Origin of the sequence: Pontibacter cellulosilyticus, from assembly GCF_014306105.1 — a bacterium.
GTDB classification, from domain to species: domain Bacteria; phylum Bacteroidota; class Bacteroidia; order Cytophagales; family Hymenobacteraceae; genus Pontibacter; species Pontibacter cellulosilyticus.
Genome location: NZ_JACRVF010000006.1, coordinates 124,222 through 140,978, shown reverse-complemented (window position 1 = coordinate 140,978; position 16,757 = coordinate 124,222). Strand labels below are relative to the sequence as shown.

General features: G+C 44.6%; 7 protein-coding genes. All 7 read left to right on the top strand.

Translation table 11 applies throughout. The features are described 5' to 3' along the window. Positions 1–95 precede the first annotated feature (95 nt). The 7 genes from H8S84_RS18230 to H8S84_RS18200 all read left to right on the top strand — a co-directional run bounded on the left by H8S84_RS18230 (position 96) and on the right by H8S84_RS18200 (position 16,676). Positions 96–2,555, top strand: coding sequence for a bifunctional UDP-N-acetylmuramoyl-tripeptide:D-alanyl-D-alanine ligase/alanine racemase (locus tag H8S84_RS18230; RefSeq protein WP_187068821.1), 2,460 nt, complete (start codon positions 96–98; stop codon positions 2,553–2,555). 187 nt (positions 2,556–2,742) lie between these two features. Further along, complete coding sequence (locus H8S84_RS18225; protein ID WP_187068820.1) at positions 2,743–2,997, top strand: FeoA family protein; 255 nt, start codon at positions 2,743–2,745, stop codon at positions 2,995–2,997. An 8-nt stretch (positions 2,998–3,005) separates the two neighbouring features. After that, the gene (gene feoB, locus H8S84_RS18220) at positions 3,006–5,159 is read left to right on the top strand and encodes a ferrous iron transport protein B (protein WP_187068819.1); all 2,154 of its coding nucleotides are present in this window, start codon (positions 3,006–3,008) and stop codon (positions 5,157–5,159) included. A 1,280-nt stretch (positions 5,160–6,439) separates the two neighbouring features. Further along, the gene (locus H8S84_RS18215) at positions 6,440–9,661 is read left to right on the top strand and encodes a SusC/RagA family TonB-linked outer membrane protein (protein ID WP_187068818.1); all 3,222 of its coding nucleotides are present in this window, start codon (positions 6,440–6,442) and stop codon (positions 9,659–9,661) included. Between the two features lie 28 nt (positions 9,662–9,689). Continuing rightward, complete coding sequence (locus tag H8S84_RS18210; protein ID WP_187068817.1) at positions 9,690–11,213, top strand: SusD/RagB family nutrient-binding outer membrane lipoprotein; 1,524 nt, start codon at positions 9,690–9,692, stop codon at positions 11,211–11,213. A gap of 784 nt (positions 11,214–11,997) precedes the next feature. Beyond that, positions 11,998–15,189: a SusC/RagA family TonB-linked outer membrane protein gene (locus H8S84_RS18205; RefSeq protein ID WP_187068816.1), complete on the top strand. Its 3,192-nt coding sequence runs from the start codon at positions 11,998–12,000 to the stop codon at positions 15,187–15,189. 20 nt (positions 15,190–15,209) lie between these two features. Continuing rightward, positions 15,210–16,676 (top strand): SusD/RagB family nutrient-binding outer membrane lipoprotein, encoded by a 1,467-nt coding sequence (locus H8S84_RS18200; protein WP_187068815.1) that lies wholly within the window; start codon positions 15,210–15,212, stop codon positions 16,674–16,676. Positions 16,677–16,757: the final 81 nt, after the last annotated feature.

Genomic DNA, 16,757 nt, shown 5'->3' with positions numbered 1-16,757 from the left:
TTTGAACGAGCGATGGCAGCTGCATATTTACTTTATATTACGTTTTAACTCTTAACTCCTCCTCCTATCTTTGATACAAGTATAAACCATGTGCCATGCTTACATTAGAACAGCTTGCTAAAGTAATACAAGGAGAAGTTGTGCAGCTCGTGCAGCCCATGTCTCTGGTGCATCTGCTTACCGACAGCCGTAAGCTTTCCCAGCCGGCCGGCACGCTTTTCTTTGCCATCAAAGGCAAGTATAACGACGGGCACCAGTACCTGCAGCAGCTGTACAGCAAGGGTGTAAGGCAGTTTGTGTTAGAGCACGGTGAGCCAAACGAGCTGAAACAGCTATACCCGGAGGCAAACATATTGCTGGTGCGCAATGGGCTAGAGGCATTGCAAAAGCTAGCTGCATGGCACCGGGAGCAGTTTAGCCTACCTGTAGTGGGCATTACCGGCAGCAACGGCAAAACGATTGTGAAAGAGTGGCTGGCGCAGCTGCTAAGCCCTGATGAGCTGGTTGTGAAGAGTCCGCGCAGCTATAACTCGCAGCTGGGTGTGCCGCTGAGTGTATGGCAACTGGAAGCAAACCATACTTTAGCCATTTTTGAGGCAGGCATTTCACAGGTAAACGAGATGCAGCGGCTGCAGCAGATCATCCAACCCACTATAGGTATTTTCACCAACATTGGCAGTGCCCACAACGAGGGCTTTAACTCTTTGCAGCAAAAGGTGGAGGAGAAGCTAAAGCTGTTCTCAGGTGTAGAGTTACTGTTTTATTGCTCTGATTACCAGGAGATACACGAGGCTGTTCAAAGCCAGCATATTACATCTTTTACCTGGAGCCGGCAGTACCCGGATGCCACCCTGTTTATTAATGCAGCTACCCCGGCAGGCCATAAAACCATTGTGGTTTATACATACAAGGGACAGAAGCAAAGGCTATCCATTCCTTTTGCCGACGATGCTTCTGTAGAGAACGCGCTTCACTGCCTTGCCTTTCTGCTGTACCGAGGCCTGCCATTGGCCGAGATTCAAGATCGCCTGGATAAACTGCACCCCGTGGCCATGCGCCTCGAGATGAAAGAGGCTATTAACGGCTGCTACCTGATAGACGATACCTATAACAATGATTTGGCAGGTTTGGCTATTGCGTTGGATTTGCTGGCCAGCCAGCCGCAGCGTGGAAAACGCATCGTTATACTTTCCGATTTGCTGGAGTCGGGCCTGGAGGAAGAGAAACTGTACAGTAAGGTAGCGGAGTTGCTACAGGCGCATAATGTAGAACGCCTAATTGCCATAGGTCCTGTCATCAGCAAGTATAAAAACCTGTTTGGGCTGCCTGCCGAATTTTATACTTCAACCTCAGATTTCCTGCAGCGGTTTTCTTCGGATAAGTATAAAAACGAGGTGATCCTAGTGAAGGGCGCGCGCGTGTTCGAGTTTGAGAAAATTGTGCACGCATTCCAGCAGAAGGTACATGGAACGGTGCTGGAGGTAAACTTAGATGCCCTTGTGCACAACCTGAATTTTTACCGCTCCAAGCTAAACCCGGATACCAAACTGATGGTAATGGTAAAGGCTTTTGCATATGGCAGCGGTAGCTTTGAGGTAGCTAACCTGCTGCAGTTCCACAGAGTAGACTACCTGGCAGTGGCATATGCAGACGAAGGGGTGATGCTGCGGGAGCATGGAATTGTATTACCGATCATGGTCATGAACCCGTCTCCGGACAGTTTTGCCAAAATAAAGCAGTATAACCTGGAGCCTGAGATTTATTCCCTGGAGCTGCTGAAAGCATTTCTGGATTCGACGGAGGAAAGTATAAATTACAAAATTCACCTTAAGCTGGACACAGGCATGCACCGCCTCGGCTTTGTAGAAGCAGACTTCGATACACTTTTCACCTTGTTGCACCATTATCCGCACGTGCAGGTGGTAAGTGCCTTTAGCCACCTGGCCGGTGCCGACGAAGCCATATATAACGATTTTTCTAATCTGCAGATTGCCCGTTTCAGAAGTATGGCCGCCGAGCTAGAGGAGAGGATCGGGTATAAAGTGATCAAGCATATTCTTAACTCTGCAGGTATTGTGCGCTTTCCAACGCATCAACTGGATATGGCCAGGCTGGGGATTGGTTTGTATGGGGTAGAGGCAACCGGCGCTGAGCAGGAAGCTTTGCGGCCGGTAAGTATACTTAAAACTACTGTGTCGCAGGTTAAAGAGATTGCAGCAGGCGATACCGTTGGCTACAGCCGCAAAGGCAGGGCAGACACCGATAAAACCATCGCCACCATCGCCATTGGCTACGCCGACGGCTATGATCGCCGCTTCAGTAATGGTGTGGGGGAGGTAATCATCAAAGGACAGCGTTGCCCCATTATTGGTAACGTGTGTATGGATATGTGCATGGTAGATGTAACCGGCGCAGATGTGCAAGCCGGAGACGAAGTTGTTGTTTTCGGGCCGCAGCTAACACTGACAGAACTGGCACAGCGCATCGGCACTATTCCGTATGAGCTCCTGACGAATGTGAGCACACGTGTGAAACGGGTGTTTTATGCGGAGTAGGCTGTTCCTGAAATGCAAATTTTAGGTTGTTTATAAGAGAGCTAAATGAGAAGATAGAGCTGGCTTCACAAACAATGAAGTATATCACCCTGTTTGATTTGATACAATAAGCCAAAACTTTTGCTTTAAAGTTGAACACCTAGTAACTTGCGTTTGTTTGTAAACAGTCTAAATAAAAACTGCTAGAGTGGTACGAAAAACGGTAGAAGATACAGAAGGACGCAAAAGTGTGCGAGACCTGAAGATAGGGGAGAGCGGGGTGATTTGTTGCCTTCAGGACCCGGAAATGGGATTAAAGCTGTTGGAAATGGGTTGTATACCTGGTACCGAGGTTAAAATGAATAGCCGTGCACCTTTCGGCGATCCTGTAACCATTATCGTGAATGATTATACACTTTCGCTGCGGTTAGATGAGGCTGAAACAATTTTGCTTAAGCAGTAACTTATTACATGACTGTAACTACCCAACCTGAAGTAACGAAAGCAGAAAAAGCTGCTGTAAGCCAGTCAGTGGCTAAAATAGCTTTGGTAGGCAATCCTAACTCAGGTAAAACGTCTTTATTTAATCAGCTTACCGGGCTCAACCAAAAGGTAGGTAATTTTCCGGGTGTTACGGTTGATAAAAAAACCGGCTATAGCCAGCTTACCCCAAATCTCAGAGCCGAAATAATAGACCTGCCAGGTACTTATAGCCTTTACCCAAAGTCTCTGGATGAGCGCGTAATCACAGACCTGCTTTACGATCCGGCATCTAACTATTACCCTGACCTTGTAATCGTTACCGCCGACGCATCAAACCTAAAGCGTAACCTGCTTCTTTTTACGCAGCTTTCAGACCTTAAAATACCGGCCGTGCTAGCCTTGAACATGGTGGACGTGGCCGAGCAGGAGGGGGTGAAGATTGACATACCGGCATTGCAGCGTGAGCTTGGAGTTCCTGTTATTCCCATGAATGCCCGCAAAGGCATAGGCGTGGCAGCTCTTAAAATCGTGATGACACAACAGCTGGAGGCATCCGCATCATCCTTCTTTGAGATTCCGCTGGAGCTGATTCCGCTGCTGCAAAGTATAAAAGAGCGTTTCTCGCTTAACAACGATTATCTGGCGCTGCACTACGCACACCAGTATAAAAACCTGCGCTTTCTGTCTGAAAGTGACGTGGCTTGGCTTGAAAAAGCAACAGAAGAAAACGGCTTTAAGTCAAACACCCTGCAGGCCAACGAAACCATTGAGCGCTATACGCGCATCAATGAGCTACTACTGGATGTAGTACGGGTAGAGAAAGCCACCAAAGACGAAAAGTTCAGCAACAGGCTGGACCAAGTGCTTACACACAGAGTTTTCGGCTACCTCATTTTCTTTACCATCCTGTTTCTGATCTTCCAGGCAATTTTTGCCTGGGCCAGCTATCCCATGGACTTAATAGACGAAGGTATAGCCGGCCTGAATGGATTGATTCAAAGTAACTTTTCGGGGCCTCTGGTAAACCTGCTGACGGAGGGTGTAATAGCTGGATTGGGTGGGGTATTAGTTTTTGTGCCCCAGATCGCTATACTTTTTGCCTTTATAGCTATACTCGAAGAAACGGGTTACATGGCTCGTGTTACGTTTATGATGGATAAGATCATGCGTAAGTTTGGCCTTAACGGTAAAAGTGTGGTGCCGCTTATTTCGGGAGTGGCTTGTGCGGTACCGGCTGTTATGTCGGCCAGAACAATAGAGAACTGGAAAGACCGCATGATTACCATCTTTGTAACGCCGCTGATGAGTTGCTCTGCGCGTATTCCTGTCTACACGGTGCTGATTGCATTGGTAGTGCCGGAGAAATATTACCTGGGCTTCCTGAACCTGCAGGGACTGGTGCTGATGGGATTGTACCTGATAGGTTTCCTGGCAGCTATATTCTCTGCGTTGTTGCTGAAAGTTATACTTAAGGCGAGAGAGCGGAGCTACTTCATTATGGAGTTTCCGGTGTACAAAATGCCGCGCTGGAAAAACGTAGGCCTGACAATAGTTGAGAAGTCAAAGACATTTGTTTTGGAGGCCGGAAAGGTAATTGTAGCTATCTCGATCATACTTTGGGTACTGGCTTCTTATGGCCCGGGCAACAGCTTCGAAATAGCAGAGCAACGTGCTGTAGCAGAGGCCAGGCAGGCAAACCTGAACGAAACTCAAACAGAAAACCTTATCGCCTCTCATCAATTGGAGTCGTCGTATGCGGGTATCATTGGTCGCACTATGGAGCCGGTTATCAGGCCGCTTGGCTACGACTGGAAAATAGGCATTGCGCTTCTTACGTCTTTTGCTGCCCGTGAGGTATTTGTCGGTACTATGTCTACCATTTATAGTATAGGCGAAGAAGAAAATGTCTCTACTATCAAAGATAAGCTTATGGCTGAGAAAGATGAGAACGGAGACCCATTCTTCACACCTGCCCGTGGCTTCTCGCTTATGATCTTTTACCTCTTCGCCATGCAGTGTGTAAGTACCTTGGCTATTGTTCGCCGCGAAACAAAAAGCTGGATGTGGCCGCTGGCGCAGTTGCTGTACATGAGTGGTTTAGCTTATGTTATGGCGTATATAACTTACAATATATTTAGCTAGCAATAGCTTCGAATTCGATATCCTTCTTCTTTAATCAAGAGCTTGGCTTAAACACCAGGCTCTTCTGTTTTTACTGACTTCGTGCAGCAGGTTTAACTGATAAAGTGTTTATACTTACCCGATGATCTTCTCGTCTGCTCTCCAGTATATGTTTAACATTACTTTATCTGAGGCTCCATAGAGCTGCAGCAGATGAAAAAAAGTATACCTCCCACAAATTTAAAAACAGAAGTTAGTCTGGTAACTGTATGTGTATATAGTGTCTTGTATATTAATGTTTTACAAGATTTGAGTGTTTGGTTTGCAAAAATTGAGGTTATGTCTCCGCTCAAAAACTTTAGGCGCTATTTGTAATCTATAATTTTAATGTTTAAACTTGACATAAATCTCACCTTAAACAAACATTAAAATGGAAAGACTTACTTTGTCTGTCAATTCAATTCATTGTTATAGCGCTAGCTCCTTCGCCTTTTCTTTATTCCCATAAATCTTTTTGAGCAGGTCTTTAAGTGATATTTTTTCACTTATGCGATAGGTTATTCCTATTCCGCTGTGCAGCGGGCTTACTTAATTAAAGTTAGATGTCGGAAATACGTTTTTATCCGAATCAGAGATTTTGACTCCCTCGCATCTTTATTTTAAAAGTACCGTTTGCTGCTCTGAATAGGTTCTGCTCCTTCTCTAATTATCCCGAATAGCCGCCTTTAAACTGGTTATTATATGCAGATCAATACCGGATATATTAGAGTCTAAACATCAATTTAAAATGTGCTTGCTAACCATATAAAGCACTACAGTAGCAGTAAGTCTCCTAAGTAATTATACATCAGTTTGTTGAGATATACAGTGCCCTATAGTAGCTCTGGCTTTTTAGCTAAAGAGCGTTTATATAGTAAGAGTTTAATGTTGAACACTAAAAGCAGCTGAATGATTAACATCTACTAACCTTGAAATTTTCTTAAAACCATCTCTCTGCCTGCTGTGCAAATGCTACTTAAGCAGAGAAACAATTAATTCCACAATTACCACACACATTTTAAAGAGCTTGGTTAAGTCGTTGACTAGACCAACTTCCAGTGAACTGCGCTAGCTAACGCTAACAGAGTGTAGCATGCAGATTTGCTTCTGACGAATGTTTCTTAGTGCCGTGCTGGTGTAGCAGGAAAATCTGATTAAGCCCGGCGCTATAACATTTAGGCTTCCCTTAGGCTAGGGCAATAGGCCCTGGTTTTACACTAAATATTACTTATTAATCAATTAACCTTAAACCAAACAGAGTAATGAAAAAGATAGTACTTCTATGTCTATTTCTGCTTTCTGCTCTTGTGCCAGAAACAATGGCACAAAGTAGGGCAATCACCGGTAAGGTGACAGACGCAACATCAGGACAGCCACTGCCTGGTGTAACAGTATTAGTAAAAGGAACTACTGTGGGTACTGCAACTTCTGCAGATGGTACTTACACACTTAATGCTCCACAAGGTAACAATACCCTTGTATTTAGCTTTATCGGCTATCAAACAATAGAGCGTGCCATCGGTGCTAATAACACTGTTAACGTGGCTCTTCCAATTAACACGCAGCAGCTTAGCGAGGTAGTTGTAACTGCCCTTGGTATCCAGCGTGAAGAAAAGTCTATTGGTTATGCTGCACAGAAAGTAAGCGGCGACGAGCTAAGCCAGGTACGTGAGACAAACGTAGTTAACTCACTTTCTGGTAGAGTAGCCGGTGTGCAGGTTGGTAACAACTCTGGTGCAATGGGTGGTTCTGCTAAAGTTACCATGCGTGGTGTAAGCTCTATCAACGGTGACAACAACGCTCTGTTCGTAGTAGACGGTGTTCCGATCGCAAACTCAAACACCAACTCAGTTAACCAGCAGCGTGGTGGTGGTGGTTACGACTACGGTAGTGCCATCCAGGACATCAACCCGAACGATGTTGCTGAGGTAACTGTACTGAAAGGTGCTGCTGCAACAGCTCTTTACGGTAGCCGTGGTGCTAACGGTGTAATCGTTATTACTACTAAAAAAGGTTCTAAGAAAGATGGCATTGGTGTAAACTATACATTAGGTTACACAATGGACCGCGTTTACAAATTGCCTGACTACCAGGATAAGTACGGCGGTGGTTTTGGCTTTACTAAGCTTTACTATGATGCTTTGACTCCAGAGGAAAGAGCTAAAGCCTTTCCAGACGGAAGGCAAGGTACATACAATGACAACGACGGTAAAGGAAGCTATGATCTGGTGCCAAATTATAACGTGGATGAGTCTTGGGGTCCTAAGTACGAAGGACAGCTTTACCGTCCTTACTGGAGCTGGGACAAAGACAGCGGCAACCCTGACTTTGGTGCACTTGCTAAGTGGGAAGCTCAGCCAGACAACATCAGAGGTTTCTTTGAGACTGGTACAACACTTACTAACACAGTCGCTTTTGATGGTGCGAATGATAAAGGTGCATTCCGTTTATCTTACTCAAACCTGAACCAGGACTTTATCCTGCCAAACTCTGAGCTGGAGCGTCACAACCTTGGTTTCACAGGTTCATTAAACCTGTCTGAGAAGCTTTCAGTTTCTACTAACATCAACTACGTAACACACGAGGCTGTTGGCCGTCCGGGTACAGGTTACGATGGCAACAACCTAATGCTGCAGTTTACACAGTGGGGTCAGCGCCAGCTAGACATCGACCGTGCTAAAAACTATATGCTGCCAGATGGTACACAGTTAACTTGGAACCGTACTGCATGGGATAACCCTAAGCCAAAGTACACTGACAACCCATACTGGATCCGTTACATGAGCTTCCAGAACGACGGAAGAAATCGTATTTTCGGTAACGTTTCAGCAAACTATAAGCTGACAGACAACATCACTATTGATGTAAGAAGCTCTACGGATACTTACTCTGAGACGCAGGAAGAGCGTATCGCGATCGGGTCTCAGTCTATTCCTTCTTACAGCCTGAACAAGATCAACTTCATGGAGAACAACTTGCAGGGTGTAATTAACTTTAATAAAGACCTGAGCGAGTCATTCTCATTAAACGCTTTCGTTGGTGCTAACAGAATGAAGCAGAACCGTGCTACGATGTTTGGTACAACTGTTGACGGTTTGAGCTCTTCAGTTTATAACCTGAGTGCATCAGTAGGTAACCCTCGTATAATCGAAGAAAAATTTGAGAAGCAAATCAACTCTGTGTTCGGTAGTGCATCATTCGGCTTCAAAGATATCCTGTTCTTAGACGTAACTGCTCGTAACGACTGGTCGTCTACATTGCCAGCTGATGCAAACTCATACTTCTACCCAGCGGTTTCTGCATCTTATATCTTCACAGACCTGATCGGTGCTTCTTGGCTGAACATGGCTAAGTTACGTGCTGGTATTGCGAAAGTAGGTAACGATACAGACCCTTACAACACGCTTCTTTCTTACAACCTGAACCAGCCATTTGATAGCTATTCAAGGGTTTCTGTGCCAAACACGCTGCCAAACAACGAACTTAAGCCAGAGATTACTACAGAATATGAAGTAGGTACTGAGCTAAGAGCATTCGACGACAGATTAGGCCTAAACTTCTCTTACTACAACAGACAAACTGAGAACCAGATTCTTGCTATCAGCCGTTCTGCAGCAACAGGTCATACAAGAAAGTGGATTAACGCAGGTCTTATCGAGAACAAAGGTGTTGAGTTAAATGTGTACGGTACTCCAATCAGAACAAACGACTTCTCTTGGGATGTAAATGTTAACTGGGCTAAAAACGAAAACAAAATTGTTGAGCTGACAGATGATCAGAAAACTATCGTTCTTGTAAACGCACCATTTGCAGTTCGTCTTGAGGCACGTGAAGGTGAGTCTTTCGGTTCTATCGTAGGTTATGACTATGTGTATGATGACAACGGCAACAAAGTTGTTGGTGCTAACGGTTACTACCTGAGATCAAGCGAGCAGAAAGTGATTGGTTCAGTTCTTCCTGACTTTACTGGTGGTGTTACAAACACATTCCGTTATAAAGGCGTTTCTCTATCTGCCCTTGTTGACTTCCAGAAAGGTGGTGACTTCTTCTCTACTACGCAGATGTGGGGTAAATACTCAGGTATCCTTGAGGAAACTGCTGCCGGCGACATTAGAGAGAACGGTATGGTTACGCCAGGTGTATTGGCTGATGGTAGCGAGAACACAAAAGTTGTTTCTGCTGGTAACTACTTCTTCTACAACGCTGGTTACAGAATTGGTGCTGCTGATATCGTAGACGCTAGCTATATCTACCTGCGTGAGATGTCTCTTGGTTACTCACTGCCAGGAACATTGGTTAAAAAGACTCCATTCAGCAATGTTAAGCTTTCGTTTGTAGGCAGAAACCTGTGGCTGATCAGCTCGAACTCTGAGCACATCGACCCTTCTAACATTACAAACTCTATCACTAACATTCAGGGTATAGAGGGTGGTGCGCTTCCATCAGTTCGTTCTTATGGTTTCACGCTATCACTAGGTCTGTAGTCTCACATACTTAATTAGAATTACTAATATGAAATTATATAAGAAAATATTGCTAGGTGCAGCTTTTGTTTCGCTCACAGCTTCTTGTACAGAAGGCTTCGAGGAGATGAACGTTAACCCGAACCAACCATCTACAGCCTCATCGGCGCAGCTGCTGACAACAGCACAGTATAACTTTGCAACCAACATTGGCGATGCCTGGAATAATGGCCGTATGGGCATGTACTATTCTCAGTACTGGGCATCTACTTATTACGCTGATGAGAGCCGTTACCAGATTCGTGAAGGATCTAACAACACGATGTGGAACGAGTTCTATGCTAACGTGCTAAGAGAGCTTGTAGAAGCGCAGAAGATTGAGATGGAGGCGCAAGTTGTAGGTTATGAGAACAGAATCGCCATCGCCGAAATCATGAAGGTGATGACGTACCACTATATCTCTGACATCTATGGTGGTCCAATCCCTTACAAAGAGGCTATCAACGACGAAATAGCAACTCCTGTTTACAATACAGGCCCAGAAGTATACGCTGGTTTACTTAGCACACTTGAGGAGCAGATTGCTAAACTTGATCCTTCTAAGCCAAGCTTTGCTAAAGGTGATGTTGTTTATGGCGGAAATGTGACCATGTGGAAGAAGTTTGCCAACTCTCTTCGTATGAGAATTGCACTTCGCATGATCGATGTAAACCAGGCAGATGCTATTACGGCTATCAGGAAGTCTCTTGATCCAGCTAACGGTGGTATCATCTCGAGCAACTCTGAAAGCGCTATGTTCCGTTGGGTGTCAAGCCCTCCAAACAACAACCCGCTAAACGAAGCATACAAAACGCGTGTTGATTTTGCAGTTTCTGAGCCTTTTGTAGAGTACTTGCAGAAGTATGATGATCCAAGACTTGCTGTTTACGCTGATCCTTTGAACAATAAAGGTACGGCTATCCTGGATGCTCAGGGTAACAAGCAGTATGTAGGTGAAGTGTATGGCCTTGATGGCAGCAGCGGCACATCTAACGGTGACTCTAAGATTGTAAGCTTACCAAGTGATTATACTATTGGTGCTACAGCTCCAACTATTTTCCTTGACTATTCTGAAGTAGAGTTCATGCTAGCTGAAATCGCTGCCAGAAACCTATCTGTAGGTCTTGCAGGAACAGCTGCAGAGCACTATGCTAAAGGTATTAAAGCGTCATTTGATTTTGCTGGCTTAAGTAATGCAGAGTATACAGCTTACCTTGCTAATGTGCCTTATGTAGCAACTAACCTTGAAACAGCGCTGGATGCAATCGGTTCTCAGAAGTGGATCGCTATGTATGGCCAGGGTATACAGGGATGGTTGGAAAGACTGAGATTAGACTTCGAAGATCCATACACAAACGAGGAGATCTTTGCTCTTCCTGCTGATGGATCTCTTGACCCGGAAGTAGATACAGTTCCTTTCAGAATGTCTTATCCAGTTGTTGAGGGCTCATTAAATGCTGAGAACTACAAGAAAGCAGTAAGCATCTTTGGAACAAACAGCAAAGGAGCTAAAGCTTGGTGGGATGTTAAATAGTTTCTGCCATTGATTAATAAGTTAATAAAGTAGATAGATAAGAATACTAGGTAGTAGTCTTCTTCATTAGGTAAAAGCCACCGGTCTCCGGTGGCTTTTCTTTTTATACTTGCGTCCATGCCGCAAATGAAGTAGTTGTGTAATTAAACGTTATATAGTAGAGTGTAAGACACGTTATCTAAAATGTGAAATGCTGTTTGTGAGACATGTAGCCACATAACACACCAAATTAAAAGGATATTAATTTTACATTAAAAAAAGATTAAAAATCATTTGCGTTTTAATGCAGGAATTGCAATATTCGTTACGTCTCAACTTAAACAAGCTACTATGGAAAATAAATTTACAAGGTACCTTTCATCTTGATCCGGAATAAGCTAGTTATAAATTAGCCTGTTAGCCGCTGTTACCCGCAACCCCCTATTCTCTTTCCTAAATCAAAACCCTATTAAGCTAAGTGTCTCCACAGGCATCTGTTTAATATTGTCCTTTTATATTTCTTAAGCTTTAGTGCAGTTTCATATTTTAAAAATTCAAAATATGCTGCCTGGGTTAGTATAAAGTTCGTCCTATTTGTGCGTGTTAAATAACTAAACACGAGCATACACTCACACTATTATACATAAGTATAATTATACTGTTGTATTGTTGGCTTATTTGTATAGTAAGTTAGACGAGCTGTATTATTGACTACACCATTCATACCCTTCAGTTAAGCTGAGGCTATGCGCTTATAATTACAAAACTTACTATTCCAATTACTTAACCTTAAACATTAAGCACAATGAAAAAAACCTTACTATTATGCTTCATCCTGATATCGGCCCTGCTGCAACAGGCGATGGCTCAGGTGCGAGCAGTTACTGGTAAAGTAACTGATGCTACTACAAACCAGCCGCTGCCAGGTGTGGCAGTACTGGTGAAAGGCACTACAGTGGGTACTGCTACTGCTGTAGACGGTACCTATTCCTTGAATATACCAGAGGGTGGAAATACTCTTGTATTCAGATTTATAGGCTACCAGACAATTGAACGGACCATAGGAAACTCATCAACGGTAAGTGTGAGCCTGCCATTGGATACAAAGCAACTAGACGAAGTGGTTGTAACAGCTCTTGGTTATCAGCGTGAAAAGGAGACATTGCCTTACGCAGTTGGTGCCGTAAGCAGCGAAAACCTGACGTACGCTAAATCGAATGACGTAAGTACAGCACTGGTAGGTAAAGTGGCTGGTGTGCAGATACAAGGTTCGCCAAGCTCTAACTTCGATAATGGTAATATCGTGATCAGGGGAGCAAACAGCCTGAACACCAGCCAGCCGCCAATATATGTTGTTGATGGTACGATCACTGATCAAAATGCTGTGATCATGGATAACGTAGAGAGTATCTCTGTACTAAAAGGTGCTGCTGCAACCGCTCTTTACGGACAGCGTGCTGCTAACGGTGTGGTAATGATTACCAGTAAAAAAGGTACGCGTGGCACACCTACAGTGGAGCTTAATCTTTCTGCTGCTTTCGAAAACCCATCTGTTATGATGCCTTACCAGGACCAGTATGCAGGTGGTTACTCATCAAACGCAAAGTCTCCTGGCTCAACTTATGATAGCGAAGGATACTATATCTTTAAGTATAAGCCAGGAACTCACCCGGAAAGCTGGGCATCTTTTGACGGGCAGCGCATTATAGACTACGGTGCTGACGAAAGCTGGGGGCCTAAAATGAATGGCCAACTGTACAGACCTTATTGGTCGTGGTACCCTGGTGCCGACTTTGGTAAGCTTGTGCCACTCGTAGCGCAGCCAGACAACATAAAAAACTTCTACGAAACAGGTAAAAACTTTAACAACAGTATCGCTTTCAGCGGTGGTGCTGATAACTTCCTGTATAGATTAACTTATGCTAACCAAACCCGCACGCTTATTATTCCAAATGCAGAGCGCAATCAGCACCAGGTTGGTTTAAATACATCTCTTGATATCACAAAAAAACTAACAGCATCTGCTGATCTATCATTTACATCAAACAGACAGGACGGCAGACCACAGGAAGGATACCGTTTAGATGGTTTGAACGTGACGCAGAACTTTAACCAGTGGTTCCAGCGCCAGCTTGATTTTGAAAGGCTAAAGAACTATCGTAACCCAGACGGTTCGCTACAGTCCTGGAACATTGGCGACCCGAACGGAACTGGTGATCCGTCACTGTACCTCGCTCCGCAGTACTGGGATTCTCCATACTTTGTGATTAACGAGAACTACGGCACATCAAACTCAAACAGAATTGTAGGTAACTTAGGTCTTAGCTATAAGATAAACGACCATTTTACCTGGCAGTCGTTCGCACGTATGAGCCAGCGAAATTCTGAAGGAGACTTTAGGATTGCTTCGGGTGGTTTGAACACAGACGGGTATTCTATTTACCAGAATTCTGTTCGTGAGATGAACTATGAGTCAAACCTGCTTTACAAGCGTGTGTTCGGAGACTTCTCCGTAGATGCCATGGTTGGCGGTAACTTACGCAAAAACTACTATAACCAACTGGAAGAAGAGACTCAGGGTGGCTTAAGCTTCCCTAATACATTCGATATAGAATACTCTATCGCTCGTCCGCTTATAACCAGAGGATACAGTAGAAAAGAAGTTCGCAGTGTGTACGGAAGATCATCTTTTGGCTATAAGAGCTTCCTGTTTGTGGATGTTACCGGCAGAACCGATTGGTCTTCTGTACTACCGGTTAAAAACAACCAGTTCTTTTATCCATCTGTTGGCGGTAGCTTTGTATTTACCGAGGTTATTAACAGCGATGCCTTTAAGAATGTGCTGACAAGCGGTAAATTAAGAGCATCATGGGCACAAGTTGGCGCTGACTTAGATCCTTACGAAGTATTTACTGCGATAGACAGTGAGAAACCTTACGGATCAACGCCATCTGCACAAATCGGCAATGAGTATAGAACAGGCAACATTAAGCCTGCCCTGACTACTTCGAAAGAAATAGGTGCTGACTTACGTTTCTTTAATGTAGTTGGAGTTGAATTAACTTACTACCAAGACGACAACAAAGACCAGATCCTTAGCCTTAATATTGACCCGGCAACAGGTTTTAGCCAGTACCAGATTAACGCTGGTAAAATTCAGCGTACAGGTATTGAGGCAAGTGTAAATGCAACTCCATTCAGAGGCGACTTTACCTGGGATGTAGCGGTTAACTTCGGTAGAAACCGTTCTAAAATTGTAGAGCTTGCCGATGGTTTGGAAAACTACCTTGCCTCTACACAGCGTAACGATACACGCTTGGAGCACAGAGTAGGCCAGGAGTGGGGTATGCTGGTTGGCCGTATGTGGCAGCGCGATGATCAAGGCCGTGTAATTGTAGGTTCTAACGGTATTCCACTTTACGACATTAACAAAGAGCGTGGCACTATTCAGCCAGACTTTACAGGTGGTTTGTTTAACAGCTTTAGCTACAAAGGTGTTAGCCTTGCCTTCTCCATCGATTTCCAGCAGGGTGGCCTTTTCCACTCACTTACGAAACTGTATGGTTATGGTACCGGCTTGCATGAGAACACAGTTGGGGTAAACGACAAAGGAAACGATTGGAGAGACTTCCCTTCGAACGGTGGTGGTATCTTGATTCCTGGTGTTTATGCAGACGGAAAGCCGAATACTACATACATTCCGGCAAGAACATACTTCTACACAGCTTTGCAGCGCGATAATATCAATGCTAACGTAATTGATGCCTCCTACCTGAAGTTACGTGAAGTGCGCTTAGGCTATGAACTACCTAAGTCAGTTCTGGGCAGCATGATTAAAAGTGCTAACCTTGGCCTGATGGTGAGCAATGCCTGGCTGATTTCTGCGCCTGGAAAAGAGTTCGGTATAGACCCATCAGAACTTGAGAATACCTGGTACGAAGGTGGCCAATTGCCATCTACCCGCACAATGGGTGTTAACCTTAGAGTTAGATTATAATTATCAAAAGACTTAATACCATGAAAAATAAATTCATACTTTTCATTGCGCTGGTTTTTGCTATTGTAGCATGCGACCCAAGCGACTTTGAGGACACAAACGTAGACCCGAGAAGGGTAACTGAGGCACCAACGCGTACCTTACTGACATTCTCGCTGCAGCAGCTTCCTTTCACTGTCTGGAACACACCAATCAGGAATGTTGCTGGCTATTCAACGGTTCACTTGAACTTCTACTCGCAGTACCTGTCTGAAGGTCCATACCCGGCAGCGTCGCTATACAACGTTAGAAACCTGTCCTGGACGTCTTGGTATACGGGGCCGCTGTACAACCTACAGACGATCATTAACCTGAACAAAGAGGACAATAAACTGGCTGACCAGGCAGGTAATGGCTCTAAAAATAATCAGGTAGCGGTAGCGCGTATCTTAAAAGCCTATTACTTCTGGTTTCTGACGGATAACTATGGTGATATCCCATACTTTGATGCACTTAAAGGGAATGAGGTATTGCAGCCCAAGTATGACAAACAGCAAGATATTTACAATGACTTGTTTAAAGAACTTACGGAAGCTGTAGCCATGATTAATGAAGGCGAAGCAGGTGTTACAGGTGACATTCTGATGAATGGTGACATGGCAGCTTGGAAGCGCTTTGCCAACACTGCGCGCCTGTTCATGGCGCTGCGTATAATGAAGGTTAATCCAGCCAAAGCACAGACAGAAATGGCCGCTGCTCTTAACGCTGGTGTTATTGAAAGCAATGCTCAGAACGTAACCTTTGACTTTATAGGCAGCGATCCGCATAACTGGAATCCTTGGTATGAGAACTATTCTAATGACAACCGTAACGACTACGCCATAAGTGAAAGATTAGGTAATTATATGATAGATACGAAAGACCCTCGTGTTTTTGTATATGGCGAGGTTCTAAACGGTGAGGTTAAGCCACTGCCATACGGTAGCTCGGCAGCCAAAAATATACCGGGTATCTATAGCCGTATCGGTTCGGCGCTGCAGGATGCGGGTGCGTCTGCCCCAATCTTTACTTATGCGCAGGTGCTATTCGCCAAAGCTGAGGCACTAAACAGAGGTTTCTCTGTTCCGGGTAGTGGTACAGCAGCAACTCTGTATACTGATGGCATCAAAGCTTCGTGGCAGTTCTGGGGTGTGTACAATGAGGCTAAGTTTAATGAGTTTATTGCACAGCCAGAAATTGCTTACACTGCCACAAACGGTTTGCAAAAGATCATCACGCAGAAATGGGTGCACCAGTATCAGAACGGTTTTGAGGCCTGGACCGACTGGAGAAGAACCGGGTATCCTGTATTAACGGCAGCTCCGGATGCAGTAGATGCCAGAGGTATACCACGCAGAATGGGTTATCCATCTAACGCCAGAGCACTAAACCAAGCCGGTTATGACGAGGTTGTTAAGCGCCAGGGTGCAGACCACAACTACACTAGAATGTGGTGGGATGTGCAGTAGCAAGTATAAATTGATTAATAAAGTAGATAGATAAGAATACTAGGTAGTAGTCTTCTTCATTGTGCAAAAGCCACCGGTTTC